Below are 26,173 nucleotides of genomic sequence, written 5' to 3'. Positions count from 1 at the left end.
TTGGCGGCTCTTTCATCTTGTCATCCGGACGCAAATAGCGTCCTGCCTCCGAAAGGGCATGCCTAGCCAGCAGGCGTGAGGGTCACCGAGGTTCCCGTCGCAGCCACGTTGAGGCCGAGCTGGCCGGTCACGCTGATCGTCTGCAGGTGGATCGATCCTGAGGTCCCACCAATCAGGATATTGGCGCCAACGCCGCCGGCAAGTGTCGCCTCAGCGGTTATGCCCTGGTAAAGGCCGCCCAGTGAACCGCGGTGATAGCCGGCGGTCGGCGCGAACACAGCCCAAACCAGCCCGCCGCGCGTCGTGAAGCCGACGTCGACGCCCAGCTTGCGCACCGCGCCGCTGTAATAATCAGGGGTTCCACCGCCGGCAGGCGTAAAGACGCATTCGAGCGTCTTGGCCGAGCCAATGAGATAGCCGATGCCCCCACCAATGTTACATGCCAGAACACCGATCCTGACGCCGTCACTGCTATCGGGCGCCACATAAGTACGATTGAGGTCGGCAGCGGCAAGACTCGTGGCAAATGACTGCGCCAGAACCGCCGTTGCGAGTACTACTGCGATCTTCTTTGTCATGGCCTTCTCCTTATGTTTTCGCAATCAACATAGGGCTGCCCAATAATTTACCAAGCCCGGGCGCGCAACTTCGTCATTTATCTGTTAATTCCGCCACTTGGCGCCGTTGCCGCGCAACTCCTGATCGCTTCAGTCTTGCGACGACTGTCAACTGCCACCCGGGGGCAGAAACAACAAAGGCCCGCGTAGGCAGGCCCTTCAATACCGGTATTGGCTGAAAACGATCAGCGACCGTAAACTCGGCGCTTGAGATCCGAACGGCTTACACCGATGTCCTTCAGTGCGGCATCATCCATACGAGCCAGTTCGCGGTATGCCTTACCAAGCTGAAAGAACTCAACAATCCTGTTGGCGATATTCATTGCATTTCTCCTTTTGCGTTGCACAATTATATAGCGCATTGCACATGGAGTGAGCAGATCGAAATTTGCATATGAGGCATCTGGAATTTGCAGATGCGTGCATTCCAGCGGCGGCTGCACGCTGGGCGCAAGCGCGGCGCATCAAAACAAAGTTGACTAGACTGGAAGGCTGGCGTCCCTAGAGAGACGCGTCCTCGACGTGGCACCAGATCGCAAGGAGTGGCTCTGCGGTGCAGCGCATCGCAAACTTGCGGCCGGCTTCATTGAAGAAGATCGTTCCCGCCGTAGCCCGGAACCAGTTGCTGTCGTCGAGGCAGACCTCTCCATCCGACAACAACATGAACACCCGCGAATGAAACTGGACGTGGTCGGGAAAGCGGCTATAGGGCGCCATCAGGGTCAGTCCCAGGCGCACGTCGCTGCGCTCTTCCATACCGCCTGGGCCGACGATCACCGCATGTGCGTGTGCCGTCTCGAAATTCAGGCTCGCGAAAGGGCCGCCGCGGCCACGGCGCCATGTCAGCCGTTCCGCAACGTTGAAAAGCGATTCCTTTATGGCTGCGAAACGCGACAGGGAAGCCGCTACGTTTGCAAGCGCGCGCTGCAGATGCTCCGGCGGCTTCAGATCGGTTGCGGAAGCTTCCCGCACAGAGCCACGCTTCTCAAGCCGTCGGTAGACGTTGCCGGCCACATATCCGGCCATATCGGGAGCCTGCGGGGACAGCAAAACGTCGCCGACGACATTCAGGACCTCCTGGAGGTCTGAAGGGCGGTAGCCCGCGCCCTGCTGCGAAACCTGCCGGCGCGCGGGCTCGCTATCGTCATTGAGTAGAAGGTCCGCGCTTCGCGTTACTGACCTGTCCGACACCTGCCGCATTCCCTGTTCCGTCTTCATTCCATTTTGCTGCTCATAGCGACTATTGCCAGTAAAGTCGCTAGATCAAACCACCATCCACATGAAGATAATGGCCGCTGATATACCCTGCATCCGATGGCAAAAGAAAGTCTCTTGCCACCTCGGACTGCCGGATTCAGGCGAGAAGACCCATCACTGCCGGGCGCATCGCCAAAAACAAAAGCCAGCTAGCGGTGTCGCTAACTGGCTTTGTAAGGAGAAAGCGTCACGCGTCCGCTAAACCTTGAAAATATCGGAATGGCCGGATTCGAACCGACGACCCCTTGACCCCCAGTCAAGTGCGCTACCGGGCTGCGCTACATTCCGTCACGCCTAAACAGGCTTGATCCTGTTAGTCTTTCGGGATTTTCGGCGCAAGCGAAAAATAGAGGAGTTGGAATGAAAATGGAACAAGGGGGTGGAAAAGCACGCGGCGGCACAGAAAGTCCCTCGGGAATCGCGAAGCTTTCCACGCTTCTGAGAGATAATTACGGGGCGGATGCGTAGTCCGCGCCGAATGGAGGATGCTTCGTGAGAAGCCATATTTTTCGAACCAGCGAACGCTATTCACTCCTGCTTGCCGTTACTTCCTCCGACCCTTCGCTCTGCAGAGCCAGCTGACGTATGCCACATCGGGTCCAGACCTATTGGGCGCTATCGTTCCAAAGAGAGTGATAAGTTTCCAAGACTTGGGGAAGCACATCATGTAGTTCCAGCAAAACGGTAGGTGTATTGACCCCACCATCCTTGAATGATGCGCCAGAACCATAACCTGTCTCACCATCAATCAACAAATAGCGGTCATGAAACTTCGATCCGCTACGGGCTTCTACTGCAAGGCCGCTCTGCTGTGCGAACATTGCAGCGGCTTGCTGGAGTGCGCTGAATTTCTCTCTGCCAAGCAGGCGAACCCGAACGCCTGCGGCTACGAAAGGCAGATATCGTTGAACGAAGTCAGCACTGAGATATGGATCTATGAAGAAGACCTCTCTTCTAGCACCTTCAACAATACGCCGCACAGCATCGAAATAATCGAAGACCATTCCCTTTGATACCGCCAGACTTAGCGGACCAACCGTTCGCATTCGTAGTGAATGGCGTGCCTGATGAAGGAGCAGTATTACTTTCTCTTTGCCGTTGCCGAACGAAGGGCTCGACATTGCTGATTCAACTGCAACCATCGATTCTACGGCAAGACCCGTATCCTGCAGGGCAAGCACTGCTTTGGCGCGCCCTAACCAGTCAAGCTGATCTACTCCCCAAGCGTAGTAAGGGTCAGGGGCAGTCCTAATTAAGTCCTCAACTTCAACCAAAATATCTTTGAGATCCACAGAACACCCCTCGCCACAGAGAGACGTCTAGCACTAGGGCAAGAAAAAAGAAATTAGGTGGCGCCCATGCCGGAGGACGCGCGCCGAGACTGACTGACGACTAGGTTGCCTTTAAGAGCTGCAACACCAGCAGGTTCAAAGCGCTTGCCCAATCGTTTGCTTGCGACTAAGGGGACGGCGCGACATAGGGAGTTTGAGAGACATGCAGATCGAAATCCCCTGCCCGAAGTGCAGGAACACAAGAATGAAGTTCGAGCGGCCGGAGCCGTTGGATAGCGATATCCTCACCTGCTTCACCTGCGGACACGAACTCGGCACGCTCGGCTCGGTCAAAGCCAAGATGCAGGCCGCGTTCGAGCGGATGCGCAAGCAGGCGCTGCAGAAGAAAAACTAGGATGCCGGCGCGAGGCCGACGCGCCCATCGGCGGCAGCGTTGACGCGCCACTCCAAATAGTCCGGAATGGAAAAATGCGGCGTCTCGAACGGCGTCGTATGCGTTGCGGTGATAACAGTAACGTCAGCGCCGGCGGCCTCGCCCGCCAGAATTCCGGCGACCGCATCCTCGAAGACAAGACATTTCGAGGGATCCACGCCAAGCCGTTGCGCGCCGAGACGGTAACATTCCGGGCTTGGCTTGCCGGCGGCAACCTCCTCACCGCTCACAAGAACCCTTGGCGTCGGAATACCGGCCGCGGCCATGCGGCGCTTTGCGAGCTCGATCGGCGCGGAGGTGACGATGGCCCACCGGTCGGGCGCAATGCTGTTCAGGAAGGAAACCGCCCCGGGGATCTGCACGATACCCTCGACATCGGCCATTTCCTCATCGAGCAACTGCTTTGCCTCATGGACCGGATCAACGCCAGGCAGGGCCAGCTGCTTGATGACATCGACGGCCCGAATGCCGTGGATAGTCCTCAGGAAGACCTCTGGCTCCAGGCCATGCCGAACGGCCCAGCCTGCCCAAACGCGCTCGACGACGGCGATTGAATTCAGAAGCGTGCCGTCCATGTCGAACAGAAAGGCATCATAGGATTTTCCGGGAACGGAACTGAGCGCGGACACGAATGTCTCCTGAACATGTCGAATGGATGAGATGGCAGCGCCAATCGATCGGCACACTGCACAGAAGCTCTATCAGCGAACCTGATCGAGCAGGCGTTTGCATTCGAGAAGATCGTACAGCGCTTCCTGCAGAAGCGCACGATCTTCCTTGCCTACGCTGGATTTACCGATCGACACTTCGGGTGAATCTTCTTCGCCACCGACGAAATTGAAGAAGCGACGCGTGATCGGCGGCTTGGCGCGACCGACGACCTGGTCCTCGTCCGAGAGACCGACCCGCGGCTCCGATGCCTCGCCATCCTGTTGCCCGCCAGCCAGCGCCTGAACGCTCGCGAGATCACCATGGCCGATCGCGATGACGAACTTGTTGCCGTTCGTCTTCAGCAGCTTCTGGACGCCCTTGATGGTGTAGCCATGATCGTAGAGCAGATGCCGAATGCCCTTGAGCAAGTCGATATCTTCCGGGCGATAATAGCGACGCCCGCCGCCACGCTTCATGGGCTTGATCTGCGGGAAACGGGTCTCCCAGAAGCGAAGCACGTGCTGCGGAAGATCAAGGTCGTCCGCTACCTCGCTGATGGTGCGGAAAGCATCTGGGCTCTTGTCCAACATCTTACTCCCTACGCGATTTCAGGCGCGCGCCTGCCGCACGACGGCAAGGCATCGACCGAACCACCGACATGTGAACTCGGCCGCGACTCATCATATTTCAACGGTTTGCCGCCGTGAATTCAAGTCACGTCTTTAGGTAAAGCACAGATCGCTGACGGAAGAGGCTTGTGAACCGAGCTTTGGCTCGGTCGACACTGAGGATTACACGGCAGGGTTGGCAGGCTTCTGCTTGACCTTGCGAAGGGTATGGGCCTTCAGAATCCTCGTCTTCAGGACATTCGAAGCCTTGAAGGTCATGACGCGGCGAGGCGAAATCGGCACTTCCTCGCCGGTCTTCGGATTTCTCCCGATGCGCTCGTTCTTGTCGCGCACCTGGAATGTTGCAAAGGAGGAAAGCTTGACGGTCTCGCCGCGAACAATCGCGTTACAGATCTCGTCTATGACAGTTTCCACAAGCTCTGCCGACTCAGTCCTGGACAGACCGACCTTGCGAAAAACTGATTCCGCCAGATCCGCTCGCGTCACTGTTTTTCCGGTCATGGTTTCCCCGCCCATCCGTTTAAGGTTTTTATGAAACGAACGGAGAGTATTTGTCTTGCGCCTTACGGTCAAGCTCTTGTTCGTTGTCAGTTTTTTCGATTGAGACGGCTACCAGCGCAGCAGCACGGCACCCCAGGTGAACCCGCCGCCCATGGCTTCCAGCATGACGAGATCGCCCTTCTTGATGCGACCGTCACCGGCGGCTGTCGCGAGCGCCAGAGGGATGGAGGCCGCCGAGGTGTTGCCATGCAGGTCAACCGTGATGACGACCTTCTCCACCGGAATATTGAGCTTCTTTGCAGAACCCTCGATGATGCGGCGGTTGGCCTGATGCGGAACCAGCCAATCGAGATCGTCAGCGGTGGTGCCGGTCGCCTCGAACGCCGCCACGACAACGTCGGTGATCATGCCGACGGCGTATTTGAAGACTTCACGGCCTTCCATACGCAGCTTGCCAACAGTGCCGGTTGTAGACGGTCCGCCGTCGACATAGAGCTTGTCCTTGTGCGAACCGTCGGAGCGCAGGTGCGCGGTCAAGACGCCACGGTCAGCCGTCGTCCCCTCGCCCTCGGATGCCTCGAGCACGAGCGCGCCCGCGCCGTCGCCGAAAAGCACGCAGGTCGTGCGATCGTTCCAATCCAGGATGCGCGAGAAGGTCTCGGCGCCGATCACCAGAACGCGCTTGGCGAGACCGCCACGGATGTAGGCATCGGCGGTGGTGACGGCATAGACGAAGCCGGTGCAGACCGCCTGGACGTCGAATGCGAAACCATGGGTCATGCCAAGGCGGTTCTGGATGCTCACAGCCGTCGCCGGGAAGGTATTGTCAGGCGTCGAGGTGGCGCAGATGATGAGATCGATATCGGCAGGCGTCAGGCCGGCATTTTCGAGCGCAGCGCGCGCTGCGGCAGCGCCGAGCGAGGACGTCGTCTCGTCGTCGCCGGCAACATAACGCTGACGAATGCCGGTCCGCTGGACAATCCATTCATCGGACGTGTCAACGACATCCTCGATGTCGCGATTGGTCATAACGCGTTTCGGAAGTGCGGCTCCGAACCCGCGAACCACTGAACGGATCATATTCACTAAACCTCGTCGCTCATGCAGCTTCCGGCCCGATCGGCGGCAGCCTTTTGGCATGATACTTTTGCAAGTCGTTTTCTATTTTCTCATTGAGGCCATTCTTGGCCATGTCATAGCCGACCTCGATAGCGGCCGAAATGCCTTCGGCATTGGCGCCACCATGGCTCTTGATGACAACGCCGTTCAGGCCGAGGAAGACACCGCCATTGACGCGGCTTGGGTCCATCTTCTCGCGCAGCATGTCGAAGGCGCCCTTGGCGAACAGATAGCCGATCTTGGCAAGAAGCGTTCGCGACATGGCGGCGCGAAGGTACTCGCCGATCTGTCGCGCTGTTCCTTCGGCGGCCTTCAGCGCGATATTGCCGGAAAAGCCTTCGGTCACGACGACGTCGACGGTACCCTTGCCGAGGTCGTTTCCTTCGACGAAGCCGAAATATTCCATGGAATCGAGGTTGGCTTCCCGAAGCAGTCGACCTGCCTCACGAACCTCTTCCTGTCCCTTGATCTCTTCAACCCCGACGTTCAAAAGACCGATCGTCGGACGATCGACCTCGAACAGCGCGCGAGCCATGGCGCCACCCATCAGCGCGAAATCCATCAACTGCTGGGAATCAGCGCCAATCGTTGCGCCGACATCCAGAACGATGCTCTCGCCCTTGAGCGTCGGCCAGATCGCCGCGATCGCGGGGCGCTCAATATTGGCCATGGTGCGCAGACAGAATTTCGCCATGGCCATCAGCGCGCCGGTATTGCCCGCAGAAACCGCCACGTCGGCGTCTTTCGTCTTCACCGCCTCGATCGAACGCCACATGGTAGAGACATAACGACCACGACGAAGCGCCTGGCTCGGCTTCTCATCCATGCGAACGGCGAGTTCGCAGTCATGGAAAACCGACTTTTCCTTGAGCTTCGGAAACTTATCGAGGATCGGCTCGCACTGTTCCTTCAAACCGTACATCACGAAAGACATATCTGGATGTCTTTCCAACGCTTTCGCGGCGCCGGGGATGACAACCTGGGGACCAAAGTCGCCACCCATGAGGTCGAGAGAAATTCTGATCACGCGTCCCTGATCCTTGTTTTTCGCCTCTGGAGGGCGAAATTTCGGCCAAAATACCGGTTTTCCCGTCGCTTACAACTGAATTGTGTCAAATAACCAACGGCTTTCAGTCCTTTTTCCAATCCTTCAGCACGGCAAAGGCGGACGGTTTCTTGTCGTTTTCCCCAGTGTCCTCGATGTGATTTCCGAACTCAACGCCTTCCTTCCGGGGATAGGGATCGATGGCCATGGCAGCAAATTCGGTGACGACTTCGCCGACATCGATCGTGTCGCCGGAAAAGCTCTCCGGCAGATCAGGGCCATCGGGATCGAGCACCATTTCGCCGGCGTCATTGGCGGGGCGACGGGCCAGCTTGGAATTCTCGGGCACGAAAATCTGCTCGAAAGTCTCGTCGATATTCGACGGCACCGGCTCGAGCGAGACGACACAGGCCTGGACGATCTTGGCTTGCACCCTGCCCTTCACGCGAATGCCATCACGCTTCCAGCGAGCGATCTGCAGGTCCGCACGAAAATCGTCGACCGATAGGACGTCCCAGGTCTCGGCGATTGCCAGCAATTCCCTCTTGTCGGCTTCAAGGCGCACTTCGACCGGATTCGCGGAAATGTGGCCGACCTTGACGAGATAGGAGAAAGGGATGTCGTCGGTGGAGTGCTTCATAGTAATCTCCTCATGCAGCCTTCGGAAGCGTCGCAGAACCTGTCGCGATCGTATCTTCCGACTGGGCTGAAAGATGTGCTTCAGCTTCGAACATCCAGCCTGCAAGAGCACGCATGTCGACCGCGTCGGTTGCCTTCGGGTGTATATTTCGGCTGAGTGCGTCGTTCAACGCTTCGGCATCGGTTGCGTCCATTGCCTTCGAGTAAGCCTCGAGCCGGCCGTAGAACATGCCGGCCAGCTTTTTCATCCGCTTGGGAACACTATTGTCGCCTATGCCAAGTTCGCGGATCGAGTAGTCGATATCCTCAAAGAACGCATCGACGATCTCCTGTGCGATTTCCTGGCCGCTGGTGGCAGACGCACGCGTGCGCCGAAAGAACAGGATCATGACCGCCGACAGCATCTCGAACCGTCCCATGACGGTATCGGGCACATTCATGCTTTCATAGAAATCCGGCGTGCGCGCCGCGGCGGTCAGCGTCTGATACTGCCGATCGACGATCGCCTGATTGTTGTTTTTCTTGCCAAAGAGCCCGAAGATCATTGTTTTTTCCGGAAAGGCCTCTTCTTCGCGCCAAGCAGCGTCCGGCCTTGTTGCATGATTTCGAAAGCTGGTTTACCGAAGCAGGCGCGAATTGCAATGCCGAAGGTGGCCGCTTTCGGGACAGCACCTTTTTGGGAGCCGCTCGCCGGGCTGTCGGTTATCCGACCCCGGAAAGGCCACAATGGTTTTGCATCAGCGATACTTTGCAGGGCCAATGGCTGCTATCGATACGTTAAGGGAGTAGATGTCGTTGAAGAAACGGTATTTCAAGTCTGACAAGAAATTCCTCAGCAATGCAGCCATTGCCATCTTGATTGCCTCAGCCGGATTGACTGGATGCCAAACGGGTACCGTTCTCAACGGTGGCTATGTCGCCGATGAGCAATCCCTTAATCTCGTTCCAGAGGGCTCGAGCCGCGAGCAGGTTCTGCTTTCTCTGGGCACGCCCTCGACGACGGCGACCTTCGACGGCGAGGTGTTCTACTACATCTCGCAGCGCCGCGAACGCTCGCTCGCCTTCCAGAAGCTGAAGGTCGTCGACCAGAGCGTTCTCGCCATCTATTTCGACAAGGACGGCGTCGTGACCCGCCGTGCCAACTACACGCTCAAGGATGGCAAGGTGTTCGACACGATCAACCGCGTCACCCCGACCGGCGGCAAGGATCTCACCTTCCTGCAGCAGCTGCTTTCGGGCGGCAGCGCGGCGAACATGGCAAAGGGCCTGTTCGGCACCAGCGGCGCTCCGGCGTCGCCGCAGAACCCAGGCAGCCTGCGCTAAGAGCGAGCAGCTCAAAGAAAGACCCGCCGGATCGCTCCGGCGGGTTTTTTATTGGCTATGTTTGCGGAGCCGTCAGGCCAGGATGGCGAGCAGCAACAACGCGACGATGTTGGTGATCTTGATCGCAGGGTTGACGGCCGGTCCGGCGGTGTCCTTGTAGGGATCGCCAACGGTATCACCCGTTACCGACGCCTTGTGTGCCTCCGAGCCCTTCAGGTGACGGGTGCCGTCCTTGTCGACGAAGCCGTCTTCGAAGGATTTCTTGGCATTATCCCATGCGCCGCCGCCCGATGTCATCGAGATGGCGACGAAGAGCCCGTTGATGATCACGCCGAGCAACGATGCACCGAGCGCCGCAAACGCCGAGGCCTTGGATCCGGAGATCGCGAGAACACCAAAGTACACGACAATAGGTGCCAGCACCGGCAACAGGGACGGTATGATCATTTCGCGGATGGCGGCCTTCGTCAGCAGATCGACAGCCTTGCCGTAGTCCGGCCGCTCCGTTCCCTGCATGATGCCCGGCTTTTCCTTGAACTGGCGGCGAACCTCCTCGACGATCGCGCCGGCGGCACGACCAACGGCAGTCATTGCGATGCCGCCGAAGAGATATGGAATCAGACCGCCGAAGATCAGCCCCGCGACCACATAAGGGTTCGAGAGATCGAAGGAGATATCGCCGATGCCCGCGAAATAAGGGTACTTGTCACCGTTTGCCGCGAAATACTTCAGATCGTAGGAGTAAGCGGCAAAGAGCACGAGGGCACCGAGGCCGGCCGAGCCGATCGCATAGCCCTTGGTGACGGCCTTGGTTGTGTTGCCGACGGCGTCGAGCGCGTCGGTCGACTTGCGGACCTCGGGTGGCAGGTGGGACATTTCCGCGATGCCGCCCGCATTGTCCGTCACCGGACCGAAGGCGTCGAGGGCGACGATCATGCCGGCAATGCCGAGCATCGCGGTTACCGCAATGCCGGTCCCGAAAAGACCGCCGAGCTGGTAGGTGGCAAGAATGCCGCCGACGATAACGATGGCAGGCAATGCCGTCGACTCCAGTGAAACCGCCAGACCCTGGATCACATTGGTGCCGTGACCGGTCACCGACGCCTGGGCGATCGAGTTGACCGGGCGCTTGTTGGTGCCGGTGTAATATTCGGTAATGACGACGATCAGCGCCGTGACGATCAGACCGACGATACCGCACAGGAACAGATGAGTGCCGGTGATCTCACTGCCGCCAACGTTTCCGACGCTTCCCCAGCCGATGGTCAACGACGTCGCAGCGCCGAGACCGACGATCGACAGCAGGCCGGTCACGATCAGTCCCTTGTAAAGGGCACCCATGATCGAACTGTTGCTGCCGAGTTTGACGAAGAAGGTTCCGATGATCGAGGTGATGATGCAGGCGCCGCAGATCGCAAGCGGGTAAATCATGGCCGACTGCAGGATCGGTGCGCCGGCAAAGAAGATGGATGCCAGAACCATCGTCGCGACCACAGACACGGCATAGGTTTCGAACAGGTCGGCTGCCATGCCTGCGCAGTCGCCGACGTTATCACCGACGTTGTCGGCGATGGTAGCAGGATTGCGCGGGTCGTCCTCTGGAATGCCGGCTTCGACCTTGCCGACGAGGTCACCGCCGACGTCTGCGCCCTTGGTGAAGATACCGCCGCCGAGACGGGCGAAGATCGAAATCAGGGATGCGCCGAAGCCGAGCGCGACCAGGGAATCGACAACCTCGCGCGAGCCAGCCTCGTGGCCGAGAACGACGGTCAGCACATAATAGTAGATGGAGACACCGAGAAGCGCGAGACCAGCGACAAGCATGCCGGTAATCGCGCCCGATTTGAAGGCGATTTCCAGCCCCGCAGAAAGACTATGAGACGAGGCCTGGGCGGTACGGACATTGGCGCGGACGGAAACGTGCATGCCGATGAAACCAGCAGCGCCCGACAGAACGGCGCCGATCAGAAAGCCGATTGCAGCTGTGCTGGAGAGTAGCAGCCAGGCTGCGATGAAAACAACGATACCGACAATGGCAATGGTCTTGTACTGACGCGTCAGATAAGCCTGCGCGCCTTCGCGGATATAGCCCGCGATTTCCTGCATGCGGCTATTGCCCTGATCGGCGGCCAGCACCGACCGGGTTGCCCAGATGGCATAAACCACCGAGAGCAGACCGCATGCTATTACGCCTAAAAGAATGGTCATTTCGCTCTTTCCTCCAAAAGAGCCGGAGCTCACTCCCTCTCCGGCTGCGAACACGCCGACTCGATTTCCTCCCACAGAAATGCTGCAACGCCGGGTGGAGATTGCGTGGAGGAAAACAGGACGTCAAGCCCGCCGGGGCTGAAAACCCTTACGGAGCAACGGGAAAGGAGGAATGGCCTCTGATGGAGGAGCGGCCTTGCGACCTGAGGTAGCGCTACTTTTTCGCTTCGCCGCGAACCTGCTTCGCAATGCGGTCGAGAACAGCATTGACCAGCTTCGGCTCATCATCGCTGAAGAAGGCCTGGGCAATCTCGACATATTCCGTGACGATGACCGCGACGGGAACATCCTTGCGCTCGAGCAACTCGAAGACGCCAGCGCGCAGGATGGCACGGACCGTGCTGTCGAGGCGTGACAATGCCCAATCGTCCTGCAGTGCGGAGGCGACCAGCGGATCGAGACGCTTCTGTTCGCGCACGACACCGGAGACGATCGACCGGAACCAGGAGGCATCCGCCTTCAGGTAGGTCTCGCCATCAATCTCCTGGCCGAGGCGATGCGCTTCGTATTCGGCGACGATTTCCAGCACGCCGGTGCCGCCGATATCCATCTGGTAGAGCGCCTGAACGGCAGCGAGGCGTGCTGCGCCCCGCTGGTTCGCTGCCTTGACCGGACGCTCGGAGTTCTCGTTGTTCATTCGTTATGCACCCAGTTTCTTCTTCAGCTCGATCATCGTGAGAGCTGCGCGGGCGGCAAATCCGCCCTTGTCCTTGTCGGAGCGGCGTACGCGCGCCCACGCCTGTTCATCATTTTCGACGGTCAGAATACCGTTGCCGATGGCAATGGATTCACTGACGGCGAGATCCATCAATGCACGCGAGGATTCGTTCGACACGATATCGAAGTGGTAGGTCTCGCCGCGAATGACCATGCCCAGAGCGACATAACCGTCGTAGTTCGTGCCGTCATTATCCGCCCCATCGAGCGCCATGGCAATCGCCGCCGGAATTTCGAGCGCGCCCGGAACTGTCACGACGTCGTAGGTCGCGCCGGCTTCGGTCAAGGCAAAGGTCGCGCCTTCGAGAAGGGCGTCAGCCATGTCGTCATAGAAGCGAGCTTCGACGATCAAAATATGGGGAGCGGTATCTCGCGCCATGCTTCACCTTCATTTCCTAGAGGACTTGCCACACGGCAGGTCGCGGTCAAAACATGCCTTTGGCCGAATGGCAAGCAAATTCCGATCATAGCTTGGATGCAAATTCGGAAACGCGGGCAATAGCATAGCCGGCAGGGCCGCGACGGCCTCCCGACCGTCAACGTCAGCCGCCTCGAAAATGGCAACCTGAAGGCGGAAAAGCTAACCAATTTGTAATTCGATTTCATGGGCTTACCCATTGAAATGCGGAAGCCTTGGCGCCAGCTTTATCAGGCAACCCAGACGATCCCCTGCACGACAGCCGACCGTCAACGCAGATGAAAGGACACCACCATGAATCGGGTTACCGCTATCGCCTCCCTAGCCCTTGCCGACGCGGGCCATGCGGAAAACTTCGCCGTGAGCAACCCGGCAGGCATAGAAAGCACGCTCAGGATATTCAACGGTACCAACTTCGAGGTCAGACATATCCCAGGCGAGACCGGCAGCATGGGCGGAAGCAATACCCCGGAAGGTCATAGCGCCGACATTCATGTGATCCGAGCCGCGATCGCTTCGAATGCACGCCTCGCTCTCCGGCTGAGCGAGCACGGTGTTCGCGTTCAGGACATTGTCAACGCCGCCCTGTCTCCCGATGGCGGCATCGTCTTTTATTACCACTAGGATCGATGGGCGGCGGATAGCTGCCGCCCTAGCATGGCCCAGCAAGGGTTGTGTTTTCCGGCGGAATGATGCCTCCTCCCCGCGATCAGGAGGAGCAACCATGTCCGAAATTCCAAAGCCCGTCATCAATATCGGCGACCTCACGCTCGAACACTGGACGCAGGGCACCCTTTATGAAAGCCGGGATACATCCTTTGGCGCGCTTCTCGGTTTGACCGGCCTCGGCATCAGCTACAATGAAGTGCCCCCCGGCAAATCGAGCTGTCCGTTTCACAATCATCACGTCGAAGATGAGCTGTTCTTCGTTCTCGAGGGAAGCGGCGAATATCGGTTTGGTCCGAAAAGCTATCAGATCGGCAAGGGCGATACGCTTGGCGCTCCGGCAGGCGGACCGGAAACCGCGCATCAGATCATCAACACGGGATCGACGGTGCTGATCTATCTTGGCATCTCGACCAAGGCGAAAACCGAGATCGTCGAATATCCCGATTCCGGCAAGCTGCTGGCCAAGACCAATCGCCCTGGAGACGACGGCAAGAACTTCCGGTTCATGGGGCGCCCTGGCGGCGATCTCGATTACTGGGATGGCGAGCCCGGAGCATGACCCTGATCCCGACGATCGAAACCGAGCGGTTGAGACTCCGCCCCCATAACCTCGACGATTTCGACGATTACGTCGCGCTCTGGGCGAACGAGGACGTCGTTCGCCATATCACCGGTACTCCTTCGACGCGCGAACAGACATGGGGGCGCATGCTCCGCGCTGCCGGCATGTGGCACCACATGGGGTTCGGCTTCCTCGCGATCGAGGAAAAGCAAAGCGGCCGCCTCATTGGCGAGGCAGGCTTCCTTGACATGAAAAGGGAGATGCAGCCCGAGACGACCGAAGGCACGCTGGAAACAGGATGGGCGCTGCTTCCGAGCGCGCAACGCCGCGGCTATGCGACCGAAGCGCTACAGGCTCTCATTGCCTGGGCGGAGGAACGCTTTCCGTCGAAGCCGATGACCTGCATCATAGACCCGGAAAACAGCCCTTCCCTGCGCGTCGCGGAAAAGCTCGGCTTCCGCGAAGTCGCACGCGTGAACTACAATGGAGAGGTTATTCTGCTTTCGCGGTCGGGAACTCAGCAAGTCGCGCTGCATAGCGCGCCATAGTGTCCACCTCGAAGTTCACGAAATCACCAGCCTTGCGCTGGCCCCAGGTCGTGACTTCGAGCGTATGGCGGATCAGAAGGACATCGAAGTCAGTTCCCTCGACGGCATTGACCGTCAGTGACGTGCCGTCCAGCGCGATCGAGCCCTTCGGAGCGACAAACTTCGCAAGATGCTCCGGCGCACGCAGGCGATACCGGGTGGCATCGCCTTCTCCTGTTACGGACAGAATCTCGGCCTTGCCGTCGACGTGGCCGGAAACGATATGCCCGCCGAGCTCGTCACCGATCTTCAGGGAGCGCTCAAGGTTGACCCGACTGCCTTCCTTCCAGGTGGCGATCGTCGTCAGGCGAAGCGCCTCTTCCCAGGCTTCGACCTCGAACCACCGTCCGTTGCTGCCCTCGCTCGGCAGACCGGTCACGGTCAGGCAGATGCCGGAATGAGAAATCGACGCACCCATATCGATCGTGGCAGGATCATAGCTCGTCGCAACGCGAAGCTTGATGCCTTCCTTCAATGGTGAAACGGATTCGATCGTGCCGACGTCGGTGACAATTCCGGTAAACATCAAAACTCTCTTTCGTATTCATCGAGGCGGTCGTCGCCGAAGGTAAATGTGCCCATATGGGCAAAGCCAAATGGCATATCGGCTTTCGTGACCGGCGTTTCAATACCGCCCGCGCCAATCGTACCGGGCCCCTGAAAAAGGAGAATACGGTCCACCAGACCGGCCTCAAGGAAAAGCCTTGCGGTTTTCGCTCCGCCCTCGACAACCAGCGACGAGATCCCCCGCGATGCGAGTGCCGGCAACAGTTCGTCGGGCCGATATGGGTTGCATTGCACGACCTCGACGCCGGCCTCGTCGAGCGCTAGCCGACGCGCGGCGAAATCGTCGTCCTCGCTATCGTCGAAGAGCGGCGGTTCTCCCGCAACGACGATGACAGGGACGTCTTTTGCCGTTTTGACCAACTTGCTGTCGAGCGGCAAAGACAGGTCGTGATCCAGCACGACGCGGATCGGCGATCGCGCCTCCTGCCCCGCGGTCCGAACCGTGAGCAATGGGTCGTCGGCGATCGCCGTACCGATGCCAACGAGGATCGCATCGGTTTCAGCGCGCAGCTTCTGCACTTCGGCGCGGGCGGCTGGCCCCGTGATCGCCACCTGCCCCTCACCGGTTTTCCCGATCATGCCATCGGCAGAAATTGCAAGCTTGAGAGTCACATAGGGTCGGTGCTTCGTCTGCCGCATGAGGTAGGCTGCAAGCGAGCGCCTGCCCTCTTTTTCCAGGATGCCGGTATCGACCTCGATGCCGGCGTCACGCAGCATGGCGATGCCTCGCCCCGAAACGCGAGCGTCCGGATCCGTGACACTGATGACGACGCGCGCAACGCCATAGGCGATCAGAGCCTCGGCGCAGGGCGGAGTCTTTCCGTGATGCGAGCAGGGTTCGAGCGTGACGTAAGCGGTGGCGCCGCGGGCCAGCTCGCCAGCTTGGGCCAGGGCTTGCGGCTCGGCATGCGGTCGGCCGCCGACGGCTGTAGTGCCGCGACCGACGATCGCGCCGTCGCGAACGACGACGCAGCCGACGGATGGATTGGTCGATGTCTGACCAAGGTGCAGCAAACCGAGGCGGATTGCCTCTTGCATGAAACGCGCGTCGTCCGACGAAGCGCTCATGGGCTAGCCGTCCAGCGGATCGCGGGCGATCTTGGCGTTGATTTCGGAGATGACCTTCTCGAAGTCCTCGGCGTGCGAGAAATCCCGATAGACCGAGGCGTAGCGAACGAAGCCGACGTCATCGAGGCTCTTCAGGGCCTCAAGCACCTGCAGGCCGATCTGTTCGGAGCTGATCTCGACTTCGCCGGAGCTTTCGAGGCGCCGCACGATGCCGGAAACCGCCCGCTCGATCCGGTCGCGATCGACAGGACGCTTGCGCAAGGCGATTTCGAAGGAGCGTACCAGTTTGTCCCGGTCGAAAGGCACCTTGCGGCCGGTCTTCTTGAGGACCATCAACTCGCGTAGCTGCACGCGTTCGAAGGTCGTAAAGCGACCGCCGCAATCAGGACAAATACGCCTGCGGCGGATGGACGTATTGTCCTCCGCCGGGCGTGAATCCTTGACCTGTGTGTCTTCCGATCCGCAGAATGGGCAGCGCATGCGCTATCCTTAGCCGATGTAATCGTACATTGGGAAGCGGCCGGTGAGGTTGACCACCTTGTCGCGTACGGCAGCTTCGACACTGGCATTGCCTTCGTCGGAGTTGGCGGCCTTCAGGCCATCGAGAACCTCGACGATGAGATTGCCGATTTCCTTGAATTCCGCTTCCTTGAAACCGCGCGTCGTGCCGGCAGGCGCGCCGAGGCGGACGCCGGAGGTGACGAAGGGCTTTTCAGGGTCGAACGGGATGCCGTTCTTGTTGCAGGTGATATAGGCGCGGCCGAGTGCGGCTTCGGCGCGCTTTCCCGTGGCGTTCTTCTTGCGAAGGTCAACCAGCATCAGGTGGTTGTCGGTGCCGCCGGAGACGACGTCGAGGCCGCCGGCGATCAGCGTTTCGGCAAGCGCCTTGGCGTTCTTGACGATCTGGGCCGCGTAGTCCTTGAACTCGGGCTGCAGCGCTTCACCGAAGGCAACGGCCTTGGCGGCGATGATGTGCATGAGCGGACCGCCCTGGAGACCTGGGAAGACGGCCGAGTTGAACTTCTTCGCCAGATCTTCGTCATTCGTCAGGATCACACCACCGCGCGGGCCGCGCAGCGACTTGTGGGTCGTCGTGGTGGCGACATGGCAGTGCGGGAACGGCGACGGATGCTGGCCACCGGCAACGAGACCGGCGATGTGGGCCATGTCGACCATCAGATAAGCGCCCACCGAGTCAGCGATTTCGCGGAAGCGCTTCCAGTCCCAGATGCGGGAGTAAGCGGTGCCACCGGCGATGATGAGCTTCGGCTTGGTTTCTTCGGCCTTGCGAGCGACTTCGTCCATGTCGAGCAGGTTATCGCCTTCGCGAACGCCGTAGGAGACGACGTTGAACCACTTGCCGGACATGTTGACCGGCGAACCGTGGGTCAGGTGACCGCCCGAGTTAAGGTCGAGGCCCATGAAGGTGTCGCCCGGCTGCAGCAGCGCGAGAAAGACGGCCTGGTTCATCTGCGAACCGGAGTTCGGCTGAACGTTGGCGAAGTTGACGCCGAACAGCTTCTTGGCGCGTTCGATCGCGAGTTCTTCGGCGATATCGACGAACTGGCAGCCGCCATAGTAACGCTTGCCCGGGTATCCCTCAGCGTACTTGTTGGTCATGATGGAGCCCTGGGCTTCCAGGACCGCGCGTGAAACGATGTTTTCCGAAGCGATCAGCTCGATCTCATGACGCTGGCGACCGAGTTCCTTTTGGATCGAACCGAAGATTTCCGGATCGGTATCGGCAAGCGAGCGATTGAAGAAGGTCTGGGTGGAAGCATTGGTCATGGGCGGGCTCCTCAACTGGAATGCGCGAAGGTATTAGCGCCCTGCCCTGCCAAGGGCAATACGGAGAACGACATTTGCTAGGCAATCTACGCGCAACAAAAAACCGCGCCTGAAAAGACGCGGTTTCGAAAACAACTATAAGGGTAAGCGGCCTTACTGGACCGGCTGTTCCGTGCCAGCGGTCGTATCGAGCGCCAGTTCGGCATTGCCGTCCATCTGGTAGATGTCGTCGCGGAACTGCACGACTCCATCCGGCATGCCCCATGCGGAGATGTAGACGAAGTAGACCGGCACTTCTTCGGCAAGCTTGATCGGCGTGTTGACGCGCGTGGTGATGACCTGCTCCATCTGCTGGCGCGACCACGGCGGCGTGTCGCGGAGCAGCCACGTCGTCAGGTCACGGACGTTCTGAACGCGGACGCAGCCGGACGACTCGAAGCGCATCAGCTTGTTGAACAGGCCCTGCTGCGGCGTGTCGTGCATGTACTCGCCGTTCTTGTTGTAGAAGTTGATCTTCGTGGACGCCATGGCGTTGATCTTGCCCGGATCCTGGCGGAACATCAGGTTCGGCGCCTTCTCGGCATTCCAGTCGATCGTCTCGGGCGCAACTTCGCCGCCCTTGCCGTCGATCAGGCGAATGGAGTTCTTCTCGAGATAGGTCGGATCCTTGCGCATGAGCGGCACGATGTCCTTCTCGACGATCGAACGCGGCGCGGTCCAGTATGGATTGAGGATGACCTCGTATATCTTCGAGTTGACGAGGTGCGTCGGACGGCTGAGGCGCCCGACAATGGCATTGTGCCGCGTGACGACGCTGCCGTCTTCGACACCTTCGACGTAAGCGGCCGGGATGTTGACCATGACGTGACGACGACCGAGATCTTCGGGGAAGGTCTGGAGGCGGATGAGGTTGGTATTCAGCTGCTGCAAACGCACGTCAGCCGGGATGTTCATGGCCTTCAGCGTGAATTCGCCGATAACACCATCGGCCGGCAGGCCGTGGCGCGCCTGGAAACGCTTCACTGCGCCATCGACATACGAATCGAAAGAGTTCGAGATGCCGGCTTCGCGCGGCAGGTCGCCGGTGATGATCAGCCGTTGGCGCAGGCCCTGAACCACCTGATCCGTCACGCCGATCTGCAGACGCTGCTGGCTGCTGCCGACTTCGGGCCAGCCGCCGGCAGAGGCGATCTGCTGGTATTCTGCAATTGCCTGCTGCATGCTGGGCATGGATTGCGGGCCGAGGATCGGGGTGTTGGAAACAACAGCCGTGGCCGTACGGGAAGCCGCCTTCGCATCGAACTGGTCATCCCAGTCGCCACGCTGCGGCGCATTGATGATCGAATCGAGCGCCGATTGTGCCAACGCCGGTGCGGCAAGAGCGCCCGCACCCACCATAGCCGCAGACGTCAGAAACGCCCGACGAGAGAAAGCTTCAGTTCCGATTTTCTTCGACATCCATCCCAACCACTAAAATACCGCTGCTTGAGAGACCAGCGGCCTTTGCGCCTATAACTGCGGGCACACAGTCATTATCAGCCCATCGCCACGGCGCATCACACATCTACGTTTCCGGCCATCACATGATTGCGAGCAGGAAGCGCGAGGTTATCGGACCTCTGATTTGGAAAGCGCCAATTTGCCGTACTTTTCCGCTGACATGCTAATATGGCCAATTCGTGTCACCCAGGCAAAACTCAACTTATGCGGGCGACGCAAATTTCAAGCCATATGCCAGCATGAAACGTGGCGGTTAATAACGCCTAAAAAACGGCTTGAATACAGGCGTTTGCGGTTGCCTGCCATGCGTTGCAAAGATGACACGCTGATGACACAGCACCCGGGCGAGCGGTCATTCGCGCCAGTGTTCCGCGACCCAAGGCGCGGGACGGATGTACTGGCGCAGATAGCGCGCGAGGGACCGCTTTCCCCGCCGAGAACGGTCGAACATGTGCGAAATATGATACATCGGCGACACAGCCGGGCCCTTGCCACCGTAGCGGCCTTCGATGGCAAATTGCGGATGAAAACCGCGGGGGAAGATCACGACCTTCGCGCTGGCAGGCAGCCGGGGTGCGAAGAGGTAGTTCAGCGGCCACGGCCAACGGCAATCCTGCTTGAAATGCAGGACCCAGCGACGCGAGAAAAACTTTGCGCCGCCCGGGGCGTTGCGTGTCACGAACCGCTGCTCGAATCGATATTTGTCGGCGACGCCTTGCGGATCTGCGCGAAACTTCTCCTGCAAAGGCACAAGCTTGCCCACGGGAAAGCGGAAAAGCGACGTCTGTCCAAGCCGTTCGAAGGGCGTCGTCTGGTTTCGCGACAACACCACGTCATCCGGCCCACCAACGTCGAAGAAGGCATCAAGCGAGCTTACGATCACGAGATCCAAGTCCAGGAAAAGAACTGGTCCCTTCAGATTGCCAAGCTTTGGACCCCAAAGCCGACCCTTTGGCCAGATTCCCAGCGTGTTGACTGGCATTTTCTCGACATCGAGCGGCGGCAAGTCCTCGCAGAGGATTTCCGGATTCAGGTCGGCGCGGTTGTCGGTAAAGCAGGTGAAGGTGAAAGGCGGCGTTATGTTGCGTTTCACCATGCCATAGAGCCGGTTTATGAACGGTGCGCCGTATTTCGTACCCCAACTGATACAGATTACCTGCTTCACGCCGCCGCTTGCCGTCAGCACCTCTGACATCATGTCTCACTATCCCCTAGCCTAGGCCGACATCCAGGTCGGCGCGCTCCCCTTTATCAAGTCTGTGCAAGTCCCGCCAGCCGTCAAGCGCATGACGAACCACGAGCAGAAAGGGCGCAACGATATAAACCGTTGCACCCTTCTGTGCCTTGGAGGTCGGGTAAGCCAGCAGGGAAGTTGGCTTACGAGATTAGAGGCGATAGAGGATCTGGTCGTTCCAGAAACGATCGAGACGGGTCAAAAGCTTGTTCATCTGCGTGAATTCGTCCGTGCCGATGCCGCCGACCTTGTCGATCGAGGCGATATGGCGTTCGTAAAGCTTTGCAACGGTTTCGGCGATGTCCTGGCCGGTTTCCGTCAGGCTGATGCGGACCGACCGACGGTCGATGCGCGAGCGCTGGTGGTTGATGAAGCCAAGGTCGACCAGCTTCTTGACGTTGTAGGAAACGTTGGAGCCGAGGTAGTAACCGCGAGAGCGAAGTTCGCCGGCGGTCAGTTCCGAGTTGCCGATGTTGAAAAGGAGCAGAGCCTGGATGGCGTTGACGTCGCTGCGACCCTGACGGTCGAACTCGTCCTTGATGACGTCGAGAAGACGGCGGTGCAGACGTTCAACAAGATGAAGGGATTCCATGTAAAGATCACGGATGCCCTGTTCCTGCTGGTCACGGAAGTTCGATACCGCCTGCGGCTTGATTTTCGTGTTCATGATGACTGCCTCACTGTTTTGTTTGGCGGTGTTGGTTTTCTTCCCGCCTTGAGACAGACCCTATCGAATACAAATAAAATTCTACTTAAACTGCAGCCTTAACAGCACCTTACCGGAAGCGGAGGTTGTATCAGGGTAAATCAACGCTTACCTGCTGCCGCCGCCGACGGCTCTCCTGCCAGAGCACGAAGCGGAAGGCGCAGTAGATCAGCGCGACCAGAATGTGCAGCAGGATGATGAGGCGATTGGCGCCAAAGATCTCCGGCAAGAAGCCATACATGAGGATCTGGCCACCGGCTGCAAGCACCCATATGACTGGCCCCCAGGAGACGGCAAGCCAGAGCCCCAGAGAGGCAACCGGGAAGACAACGGCGAGCCCCGTGCTGGCGACTTTCCATGGCAGGCTCAGAAGATCAAAGCGACCGGCACCAACCAGCGAATAGCCGACCAGCATCGCCCAATATTGCAGGCCGAACCAGAAGCACGAAATCGCCACCAGCCTCAGGAAGAGGACAAAGAAAACGCTCGCCAGCGTGCGCTTGGGTATCGTCGGAGAATCAATATCCATAGGTCAAACAATAGGGCTGCATTTGCGTCTCCGCCACCAGTTCGTCCGTTGCGGCCAATCGTCCGGTTTGGTTTCGAGATGCGGCATGATATTGAGCCCAACATAGAATGGAATTGCTGAGAGTTGGAATAATGCAGGACAAGACACACCTCGTCGATGAAATCACCGGCCACCGCCGGATGCGCCGCAATCGCAAGGCTGACTGGACGCGCCGTCTCGTGCAGGAGAATCGCGTCACCGTGGACGATCTCATCTGGCCGGTCTTTGTCGTTCCGGGATCCGGCGTCGTCGAGCCCATCCCGGCAATGCCGGGCGTCAACCGTATGAGCGTGGACAAGCTGGTCGAGGCAACGAAAGAAGCGGCCGATCTCGGCATTCCTGCTATCGCCACCTTCCCGAACATCGAAATGGAATTGCGTGACGAAACGGGCTCCAACAGCCTCGAAGCGAACAATCTGATCAACCAGGCGACGATCGCGATCAAGAAGGCGGTGCCGAACATCGGCATCATCACAGACGTCGCACTCGATCCCTTCACCAGCCACGGCCACGACGGCATCCTGCGAAACGGCGAGATCGTCAACGACGAGACGGTCGAGCAGGTCGCACGCGCCGCCGTCATGCAGGCGGATGCAGGCTCTGACATCATCTCCCCATCGGAAATGATGGACGGCCGAATTGGAGCGATCCGCCAGGCGCTGGATGCGGCCGGGCACCAGAATGTCGGCATCATGAGCTACGCGACCAAGTTCGCCTCCGCCTTCTACGGACCTTACCGCGAAGCGATCTCCACCGGCGGACTGCTGAAGGGCGACAAGAAGACCTATTACATCGATCCGGCCAACGGCACTGAGGCGATCCGTGACGCCGCCCTCGATGTCGAGGAAGGCGCAGACATGCTGATGGTCAAGCCCGGCCTGCCGTACATCGACATCTGCTGGCGCATGAAAGAAGCCTTCGGCCTGCCGACCTTCGCCTACCAGGTCTCGGGAGAATATTCGCAGATCAAGGCTGCCGCGATGAACGGCTGGATCGACGGCGAGCGAGCCATGATGGAGACTTTGCTGGCGTTCAAGCGCGCGGGTTGCGATGGCGTTCTGACCTACTTTGCTATGGAGGTCGCCAAAATCCTGGCGAAACGCTGATCGCTCAAGGGCCTCAATATTGTATTTGAGGCCCGCGATACCATATTTTTGGCATCGCTTCTCGAAAGGAGACCGCAAAGATGACGCTCAACCCGAACCCGCTCTATGCCGCACCGGACGACTGGCGCGCCTACAGTGGAACGCTGAGCCGCCGTGTCTTTGCGTTCATCCTCGACTACGTGATCATTCTCCTGCTCTGCATTCCCGCGGCAGTGGTGCTGTTCTTCCTGTCAATCGTCACACTGGGGCTGGGGTTTTTTCTATACCCGGCACTGTTCGTGATCGTCGCCGGTCTCTATTTCGGCTTTACGGTTGGCGGACCAAGCCAGGCCTCGCTCGGCATGCGGGCGATGGGCATCGCCATCATTCGCGTCGATGGCCGACGAATGGATTTCCTCACGGCGATCGTTCATCTAGCCCTTTTCTGGATCCTGAACTCGGTGCTTACACCGCTGATTCTGTTGGTTGGCCTCTTCACCGACCGCAGCAGGCTGATCCACGACCTGCTCATCGGAACCGTCACGGTCCGCACCGCCTGACGTCCGCCAAAAGGTTGAAACAAATGCGATCCGCCGATCTTTGCGGCGATCGCCGCCGCACCATATCCGAAAGTATATGAGGCAAGAGCGGACACGAAATGGCCGCGCTGTTGACGTTTTGTATTCTTAAGTCATGCTGTTCCGTCAACAGCTAATCGAAGGAAATCTCTGCAGCAGATGAATACGCAGACAACGCCATCACCGCAGTTTTATCTGACGGCTCCGGCTGCCTGCCCCTATCTGGCCAACGAGATGGAACGCAAGGTTTTCACGCATCTCGTCGGTCCGCGCGCGGCCGAGATGAATGACATCCTGACACAGGGCGGATTTCGCCGTTCACAGAACATTGCCTACCGCCCCGCCTGCGAAGCCTGCCGCGCCTGCATATCGGTGCGTATTCTCGCGCAGGAGTTTCAGCCGACGAAATCGATGAAACGCGTGCTGGCGACCAACTCCGATATCATCGCGACGGAATTTCCCGCGCAGCCTTCCAGCGAACAATATTCCCTTTTTCGCCGCTACCTCGATTACCGCCACCAGCAGGGCGGCATGTCCGACATGACTGTTCTCGACTATGCGATCATGGTCGAGGACACCCACGTCAATACCAAGATCATCGAATACCGGCGCCGCGTCGAAGGCTCCGGGCTGGAGACCCGTCCGACCGGCGAGCTGATTGCCGCAGCACTCACCGACACGATGAGCGACGGGCTTTCTATGGTCTACTCCTACTTCAATCCGGATCTCGATCGCCGATCACTCGGCACCTTCATGATCCTCGATCATATCAGGCGCACGAAAGCGCTTGGATTGCCCCATGTCTATCTTGGATACTGGGTTCAAGGGTCGAAGAAAATGGAATACAAGACTCGCTTCCAGCCGCAGGAGCATCTGACTCCGCGCGGATGGGAGCGTTTCGATATCTCCACCCTGCCCGAAAGCACCCACGACTAAATGCCACTTCCCATTCTTTCCGATCATCGGAAAGGCTTGCTGCTGACGGCAATCGGCGGCCTCGCTCTTTCCATGGATATTCCCCTGGTGCGGTTGGCGCACGGCGACATGTGGTCGATCCTCGGCATGCGCAGCATCACGACGGTTGCCGTAACCCTGCTGATCGTCTGCTTGATCCGCTATATCAGGGGAGCCTGGCCAGTTGTCGTACCGGGGCGTCATGGCATTCTGGCCGGATTGCTCTACGGAACGTCCACCCTCACCTTCCTTCTTGCCGTTTTCAACACGGCAACGGCCAACGTGGTCTTCATCGTCGCGTTCAACCCGATGTTCGGCGCGCTGTTGTCTTGGCTGTTCCTGAAAGAGCGGCCATCGGTCTCGACGCTTGTAACAATGCTGGTGATGGTTTTCGGCGTGGGGCTTATCGTGCACGACGGCTTGTCGGGCGGGCATGTGTTTGGCGACGCCATGGCGCTGCTGTCGGCGCTGATCCTCGCGTCAGCCATCACGGTCGGTCGCGCGTCGCGCCGGGACATGGGGTTCGTTCCGCTGCTGGCAGCCGCCTTCCCGGCGGCGCTCGGCTTTGCCAACGCTCTACCTGCCGGATTGACGATAGAGCATCCGGCCTGGATCATATTCAACGGCGCGCTTCTGATGCCGATCGCGTTCTGGTGCCTTGCGACCGGGCCTCGCTACCTATCGGCGCCGGAAGTCGGCATGTTCTACCTGCTGGAAACGATCCTGGCGCCGATCTGGATCTGGCTGATATTCGCCGAAACCCCGTCGAGCATGACGCTGACCGGCGGCGCAATCCTGGTTGGTGCGATTATGGCGCACTCGCTTTGGATGGTTCGGACGAAGCCTGCGCAACAAGCTCTGACACATTGACCGTCTGCAGAGCTTCAAGCTCGCGTTCCAGTCCCTGCATCACGTGAGCCCAGCCCTGCCGCGTCTGCTCTTCGAATTGGCCCCAATCGGCGCACATTTCGTGTGAGAGCGTCAGCCGCGAACCTTCGGCCAGCTGTTCGATATCGATCTGGATCTTGTCGGCGTTGTGATCGTGTTCAGCCGCCGAGAACGAGAAGACCATGCGCCTCGGGCGGCGCAACTCGAGAAAGACGCCGTAGTGGACCGCGTCACCCGTCGGTCGCCGATCGACGACCAGAAAATGACCGCCTACCCGCGGATTGATATCAACCCGGATAACGCGACCCTCATCGCTCGCAAACAGGAAGCGCTTTGCTATCTGGGGGTTGAGCCACGCATCATAAACCGCGCACGGCGAGGCTGCGTAGGTATGGGCAACATTCAAGGTAATCGTATTGCAAGCAGTCATCAACATTCCTCCGTGATCGGACATGCCGCCTGCGCGCAGACGCCACATACGATCATTCCGTCCGCCTGCGGAATGATGTT

The 26,173-nt window shown here is 59.0% G+C and carries 31 protein-coding genes, 1 tRNA gene and 1 pseudogene; 9 read left to right on the top strand and 24 right to left on the bottom strand.

What is annotated here, in order from left to right:
* Positions 1-62 precede the first annotated feature (62 nt).
* The 5 genes from A6U87_RS05185 to A6U87_RS05170 all read right to left on the bottom strand — a co-directional run bounded on the left by A6U87_RS05185 (position 63) and on the right by A6U87_RS05170 (position 3,166).
* A complete protein-coding gene (locus A6U87_RS05185; protein WP_065690105.1) occupies positions 63-578 on the bottom strand; it encodes a DUF992 domain-containing protein in 516 nt (171 codons plus the stop codon).
* A gap of 224 nt (positions 579-802) precedes the next feature.
* Entirely contained in the window at positions 803-940 is a 138-nt protein-coding gene (locus A6U87_RS29105) for a DUF1127 domain-containing protein (protein ID WP_083199267.1), read from the bottom strand.
* 178 nt (positions 941-1,118) lie between these two features.
* Entirely contained in the window at positions 1,119-1,817 is a 699-nt protein-coding gene (locus A6U87_RS05180) for a dimethylsulfonioproprionate lyase family protein (RefSeq protein ID WP_065690290.1), read from the bottom strand.
* Between the two features lie 271 nt (positions 1,818-2,088).
* Positions 2,089-2,162, bottom strand: a tRNA-Pro gene (locus A6U87_RS05175).
* Positions 2,163-2,479: 317 nt separating this feature from the next.
* Complete coding sequence (locus A6U87_RS05170; RefSeq protein WP_065690104.1) at positions 2,480-3,166, bottom strand: hypothetical protein; 687 nt, start codon at positions 3,164-3,166, stop codon at positions 2,480-2,482.
* 244 nt (positions 3,167-3,410) lie between these two features.
* Here A6U87_RS05170 and A6U87_RS30060 point away from each other — a divergent pair, with 244 nt between their 5' ends.
* Positions 3,411-3,560: a hypothetical protein gene (locus tag A6U87_RS30060; RefSeq protein ID WP_198928662.1), complete on the top strand. Its 150-nt coding sequence runs from the start codon at positions 3,411-3,413 to the stop codon at positions 3,558-3,560.
* Here A6U87_RS30060 and A6U87_RS05165 read toward each other — a convergent pair.
* From A6U87_RS05165 to A6U87_RS05135, 7 genes and pseudogenes are all read right to left on the bottom strand, one after another.
* Positions 3,557-4,228 (bottom strand): HAD family hydrolase, encoded by a 672-nt coding sequence (locus A6U87_RS05165; protein ID WP_065690103.1) that lies wholly within the window; start codon positions 4,226-4,228, stop codon positions 3,557-3,559. The genes A6U87_RS30060 and A6U87_RS05165 overlap by 4 nt on opposite strands.
* 72 nt (positions 4,229-4,300) lie before the next feature.
* Positions 4,301-4,840, bottom strand: coding sequence for a MerR family transcriptional regulator (locus A6U87_RS05160; RefSeq protein WP_065690102.1), 540 nt, complete (start codon positions 4,838-4,840; stop codon positions 4,301-4,303).
* 201 nt (positions 4,841-5,041) lie between these two features.
* Positions 5,042-5,380 (bottom strand): integration host factor subunit alpha, encoded by a 339-nt coding sequence (locus tag A6U87_RS05155; RefSeq protein WP_065690101.1) that lies wholly within the window; start codon positions 5,378-5,380, stop codon positions 5,042-5,044.
* A gap of 108 nt (positions 5,381-5,488) precedes the next feature.
* Complete coding sequence (locus tag A6U87_RS05150; RefSeq protein ID WP_065690100.1) at positions 5,489-6,460, bottom strand: beta-ketoacyl-ACP synthase III; 972 nt, start codon at positions 6,458-6,460, stop codon at positions 5,489-5,491.
* Between the two features lie 19 nt (positions 6,461-6,479).
* Entirely contained in the window at positions 6,480-7,526 is a 1,047-nt protein-coding gene (gene plsX / locus A6U87_RS05145) for a phosphate acyltransferase PlsX (protein WP_065690099.1), read from the bottom strand.
* A 103-nt stretch (positions 7,527-7,629) separates the two neighbouring features.
* Positions 7,630-8,184 (bottom strand): DUF177 domain-containing protein, encoded by a 555-nt coding sequence (locus tag A6U87_RS05140; RefSeq protein ID WP_065690098.1) that lies wholly within the window; start codon positions 8,182-8,184, stop codon positions 7,630-7,632.
* A gap of 10 nt (positions 8,185-8,194) precedes the next feature.
* A pseudogene (locus A6U87_RS05135) lies at positions 8,195-8,784 on the bottom strand (ubiquinol-cytochrome C chaperone family protein).
* Positions 8,785-8,972: 188 nt separating this feature from the next.
* Here A6U87_RS05135 and A6U87_RS05125 point away from each other — a divergent pair.
* Positions 8,973-9,506, top strand: a complete 534-nt coding sequence (locus tag A6U87_RS05125) for an outer membrane protein assembly factor BamE (protein WP_065690095.1) — start codon at positions 8,973-8,975, stop codon at positions 9,504-9,506.
* A 72-nt stretch (positions 9,507-9,578) separates the two neighbouring features.
* Here A6U87_RS05125 and A6U87_RS05120 read toward each other — a convergent pair whose 3' ends face one another.
* The 3 genes from A6U87_RS05120 to A6U87_RS05110 all read right to left on the bottom strand — a co-directional run bounded on the left by A6U87_RS05120 (position 9,579) and on the right by A6U87_RS05110 (position 12,870).
* Entirely contained in the window at positions 9,579-11,714 is a 2,136-nt protein-coding gene (locus tag A6U87_RS05120; RefSeq protein WP_065690094.1) for a sodium-translocating pyrophosphatase, read from the bottom strand.
* 214 nt (positions 11,715-11,928) lie between these two features.
* On the bottom strand, positions 11,929-12,411 hold the full coding sequence (gene nusB, locus A6U87_RS05115; protein ID WP_065690093.1) for a transcription antitermination factor NusB: 483 nt from the start codon (positions 12,409-12,411) through the stop codon (positions 11,929-11,931).
* A 3-nt stretch (positions 12,412-12,414) separates the two neighbouring features.
* Entirely contained in the window at positions 12,415-12,870 is a 456-nt protein-coding gene (locus A6U87_RS05110) for a 6,7-dimethyl-8-ribityllumazine synthase (RefSeq protein ID WP_065690092.1), read from the bottom strand.
* 333 nt (positions 12,871-13,203) lie between these two features.
* On the opposite strand from A6U87_RS05110, the gene A6U87_RS05105 reads away from it, so the two are divergent.
* The 3 genes from A6U87_RS05105 (at position 13,204) to A6U87_RS05095 (ending at position 14,688) form a co-directional block, all read left to right on the top strand.
* Positions 13,204-13,533 carry a hypothetical protein gene (locus A6U87_RS05105; protein WP_065690091.1) on the top strand — a complete coding sequence of 110 codons (330 nt, stop codon included), beginning with the start codon at positions 13,204-13,206 and terminating at the stop codon, positions 13,531-13,533.
* A 100-nt stretch (positions 13,534-13,633) separates the two neighbouring features.
* Positions 13,634-14,137 carry a cupin domain-containing protein gene (locus A6U87_RS05100; RefSeq protein WP_065690090.1) on the top strand — a complete coding sequence of 168 codons (504 nt, stop codon included), beginning with the start codon at positions 13,634-13,636 and terminating at the stop codon, positions 14,135-14,137.
* A complete protein-coding gene (locus A6U87_RS05095) occupies positions 14,134-14,688 on the top strand; it encodes a GNAT family N-acetyltransferase (RefSeq protein WP_065690089.1) in 555 nt (184 codons plus the stop codon). The genes A6U87_RS05100 and A6U87_RS05095 overlap by 4 nt, the downstream gene beginning before the upstream one ends.
* Here the strand turns inward: A6U87_RS05095 and A6U87_RS05090 are convergent.
* The 8 genes from A6U87_RS05090 to A6U87_RS05055 all read right to left on the bottom strand — a co-directional run bounded on the left by A6U87_RS05090 (position 14,633) and on the right by A6U87_RS05055 (position 22,119).
* Positions 14,633-15,253 (bottom strand): riboflavin synthase, encoded by a 621-nt coding sequence (locus A6U87_RS05090; RefSeq protein ID WP_065690088.1) that lies wholly within the window; start codon positions 15,251-15,253, stop codon positions 14,633-14,635. The genes A6U87_RS05095 and A6U87_RS05090 overlap by 56 nt on opposite strands.
* A complete protein-coding gene (gene ribD, locus A6U87_RS05085; RefSeq protein WP_065690087.1) occupies positions 15,253-16,362 on the bottom strand; it encodes a bifunctional diaminohydroxyphosphoribosylaminopyrimidine deaminase/5-amino-6-(5-phosphoribosylamino)uracil reductase RibD in 1,110 nt (369 codons plus the stop codon). Before ribD ends, A6U87_RS05090 begins: the two co-directional genes overlap by 1 nt.
* A gap of 3 nt (positions 16,363-16,365) precedes the next feature.
* Positions 16,366-16,842 (bottom strand): transcriptional regulator NrdR, encoded by a 477-nt coding sequence (gene nrdR / locus A6U87_RS05080; RefSeq protein WP_065690086.1) that lies wholly within the window; start codon positions 16,840-16,842, stop codon positions 16,366-16,368.
* Between the two features lie 9 nt (positions 16,843-16,851).
* Positions 16,852-18,150, bottom strand: coding sequence for a serine hydroxymethyltransferase (gene glyA / locus A6U87_RS05075; RefSeq protein WP_065690085.1), 1,299 nt, complete (start codon positions 18,148-18,150; stop codon positions 16,852-16,854).
* Positions 18,151-18,303: 153 nt separating this feature from the next.
* Positions 18,304-19,608 carry a murein L,D-transpeptidase gene (locus A6U87_RS05070; protein WP_065690084.1) on the bottom strand — a complete coding sequence of 435 codons (1,305 nt, stop codon included), beginning with the start codon at positions 19,606-19,608 and terminating at the stop codon, positions 18,304-18,306.
* A 394-nt stretch (positions 19,609-20,002) separates the two neighbouring features.
* Positions 20,003-20,848, bottom strand: coding sequence for a glycosyl transferase (locus A6U87_RS05065; protein ID WP_065690083.1), 846 nt, complete (start codon positions 20,846-20,848; stop codon positions 20,003-20,005).
* Positions 20,849-21,035: 187 nt separating this feature from the next.
* Complete coding sequence (locus A6U87_RS05060) at positions 21,036-21,551, bottom strand: transcriptional regulator LdtR (protein WP_065690082.1); 516 nt, start codon at positions 21,549-21,551, stop codon at positions 21,036-21,038.
* Positions 21,552-21,681: 130 nt separating this feature from the next.
* The gene (locus A6U87_RS05055; RefSeq protein ID WP_065690081.1) at positions 21,682-22,119 is read right to left on the bottom strand and encodes a DUF6163 family protein; all 438 of its coding nucleotides are present in this window, start codon (positions 22,117-22,119) and stop codon (positions 21,682-21,684) included.
* 131 nt (positions 22,120-22,250) lie between these two features.
* Here A6U87_RS05055 and hemB point away from each other — a divergent pair, with 131 nt between their 5' ends.
* The 4 genes from hemB (at position 22,251) to A6U87_RS05035 (ending at position 25,645) form a co-directional block, all read left to right on the top strand.
* The gene (gene hemB, locus A6U87_RS05050; protein WP_065690080.1) at positions 22,251-23,264 is read left to right on the top strand and encodes a porphobilinogen synthase; all 1,014 of its coding nucleotides are present in this window, start codon (positions 22,251-22,253) and stop codon (positions 23,262-23,264) included.
* Positions 23,265-23,344: 80 nt separating this feature from the next.
* Entirely contained in the window at positions 23,345-23,803 is a 459-nt protein-coding gene (locus A6U87_RS05045; protein ID WP_065690079.1) for an RDD family protein, read from the top strand.
* A gap of 177 nt (positions 23,804-23,980) precedes the next feature.
* On the top strand, positions 23,981-24,757 hold the full coding sequence (locus tag A6U87_RS05040; RefSeq protein ID WP_065690078.1) for an arginyltransferase: 777 nt from the start codon (positions 23,981-23,983) through the stop codon (positions 24,755-24,757).
* Positions 24,758-25,645 (top strand): DMT family transporter, encoded by an 888-nt coding sequence (locus A6U87_RS05035; protein WP_065690077.1) that lies wholly within the window; start codon positions 24,758-24,760, stop codon positions 25,643-25,645. It begins immediately after the preceding gene.
* Here the strand turns inward: A6U87_RS05035 and A6U87_RS05030 are convergent.
* The gene (locus tag A6U87_RS05030; protein ID WP_244499419.1) at positions 25,584-26,093 is read right to left on the bottom strand and encodes an SRPBCC domain-containing protein; all 510 of its coding nucleotides are present in this window, start codon (positions 26,091-26,093) and stop codon (positions 25,584-25,586) included. The two genes, A6U87_RS05035 and A6U87_RS05030, sit on opposite strands and share 62 nt — an antisense overlap.
* Between the last annotated feature and the right edge of the window lie 80 nt (positions 26,094-26,173).

The organism is Rhizobium sp. AC44/96, assembly GCF_001692185.1.
GTDB lineage: Bacteria > Pseudomonadota > Alphaproteobacteria > Rhizobiales > Rhizobiaceae > Rhizobium.
Note: the sequence above shows the minus strand (reverse complement) of the source record. Positions and strands in the feature narration are given on the sequence as shown.

Excerpts from the sequence above, each read along its gene's own strand:
- A6U87_RS05120 (WP_065690094.1), bottom strand. The coding sequence starts at position 11,714 with ATGACCATTCTTTTAGGCGTAATAGCATGCGGTCTGCTCTCGGTGGTT.
- A6U87_RS05040 (WP_065690078.1), top strand. The coding sequence starts at position 23,981 with ATGAATACGCAGACAACGCCATCACCGCAGTTTTATCTGACGGCTCCG.
- A6U87_RS05110 (WP_065690092.1), bottom strand. The coding sequence starts at position 12,870 with ATGGCGCGAGATACCGCTCCCCATATTTTGATCGTCGAAGCTCGCTTC.
- A6U87_RS05035 (WP_065690077.1), top strand. The coding sequence starts at position 24,758 with ATGCCACTTCCCATTCTTTCCGATCATCGGAAAGGCTTGCTGCTGACG.
- A6U87_RS05095 (WP_065690089.1), top strand. The coding sequence starts at position 14,134 with ATGACCCTGATCCCGACGATCGAAACCGAGCGGTTGAGACTCCGCCCC.
- A6U87_RS05065 (WP_065690083.1), bottom strand. The coding sequence starts at position 20,848 with ATGATGTCAGAGGTGCTGACGGCAAGCGGCGGCGTGAAGCAGGTAATC.
- hemB (WP_065690080.1), top strand. The coding sequence starts at position 22,251 with ATGCAGGACAAGACACACCTCGTCGATGAAATCACCGGCCACCGCCGG.
- A6U87_RS05160 (WP_065690102.1), bottom strand. The coding sequence starts at position 4,840 with ATGTTGGACAAGAGCCCAGATGCTTTCCGCACCATCAGCGAGGTAGCG.
- A6U87_RS05155 (WP_065690101.1), bottom strand. The coding sequence starts at position 5,380 with ATGACCGGAAAAACAGTGACGCGAGCGGATCTGGCGGAATCAGTTTTT.
- A6U87_RS05140 (WP_065690098.1), bottom strand. The coding sequence starts at position 8,184 with ATGAAGCACTCCACCGACGACATCCCTTTCTCCTATCTCGTCAAGGTC.
- nrdR (WP_065690086.1), bottom strand. The coding sequence starts at position 16,842 with ATGCGCTGCCCATTCTGCGGATCGGAAGACACACAGGTCAAGGATTCA.
- A6U87_RS05070 (WP_065690084.1), bottom strand. The coding sequence starts at position 19,608 with ATGTCGAAGAAAATCGGAACTGAAGCTTTCTCTCGTCGGGCGTTTCTG.
- ribD (WP_065690087.1), bottom strand. The coding sequence starts at position 16,362 with ATGAGCGCTTCGTCGGACGACGCGCGTTTCATGCAAGAGGCAATCCGC.
- A6U87_RS05125 (WP_065690095.1), top strand. The coding sequence starts at position 8,973 with ATGTCGTTGAAGAAACGGTATTTCAAGTCTGACAAGAAATTCCTCAGC.
- nusB (WP_065690093.1), bottom strand. The coding sequence starts at position 12,411 with ATGAACAACGAGAACTCCGAGCGTCCGGTCAAGGCAGCGAACCAGCGG.
- A6U87_RS05105 (WP_065690091.1), top strand. The coding sequence starts at position 13,204 with ATGAATCGGGTTACCGCTATCGCCTCCCTAGCCCTTGCCGACGCGGGC.
- A6U87_RS05150 (WP_065690100.1), bottom strand. The coding sequence starts at position 6,460 with ATGATCCGTTCAGTGGTTCGCGGGTTCGGAGCCGCACTTCCGAAACGC.
- A6U87_RS05185 (WP_065690105.1), bottom strand. The coding sequence starts at position 578 with ATGACAAAGAAGATCGCAGTAGTACTCGCAACGGCGGTTCTGGCGCAG.
- A6U87_RS05030 (WP_244499419.1), bottom strand. The coding sequence starts at position 26,093 with ATGACTGCTTGCAATACGATTACCTTGAATGTTGCCCATACCTACGCA.
- A6U87_RS05060 (WP_065690082.1), bottom strand. The coding sequence starts at position 21,551 with ATGAACACGAAAATCAAGCCGCAGGCGGTATCGAACTTCCGTGACCAG.
- A6U87_RS05100 (WP_065690090.1), top strand. The coding sequence starts at position 13,634 with ATGTCCGAAATTCCAAAGCCCGTCATCAATATCGGCGACCTCACGCTC.
- A6U87_RS29105 (WP_083199267.1), bottom strand. The coding sequence starts at position 940 with ATGAATATCGCCAACAGGATTGTTGAGTTCTTTCAGCTTGGTAAGGCA.
- A6U87_RS05180 (WP_065690290.1), bottom strand. The coding sequence starts at position 1,817 with ATGCGGCAGGTGTCGGACAGGTCAGTAACGCGAAGCGCGGACCTTCTA.
- A6U87_RS05090 (WP_065690088.1), bottom strand. The coding sequence starts at position 15,253 with ATGTTTACCGGAATTGTCACCGACGTCGGCACGATCGAATCCGTTTCA.
- A6U87_RS05055 (WP_065690081.1), bottom strand. The coding sequence starts at position 22,119 with ATGGATATTGATTCTCCGACGATACCCAAGCGCACGCTGGCGAGCGTT.
- A6U87_RS05045 (WP_065690079.1), top strand. The coding sequence starts at position 23,345 with ATGACGCTCAACCCGAACCCGCTCTATGCCGCACCGGACGACTGGCGC.
- glyA (WP_065690085.1), bottom strand. The coding sequence starts at position 18,150 with ATGACCAATGCTTCCACCCAGACCTTCTTCAATCGCTCGCTTGCCGAT.
- A6U87_RS30060 (WP_198928662.1), top strand. The coding sequence starts at position 3,411 with ATGAAGTTCGAGCGGCCGGAGCCGTTGGATAGCGATATCCTCACCTGC.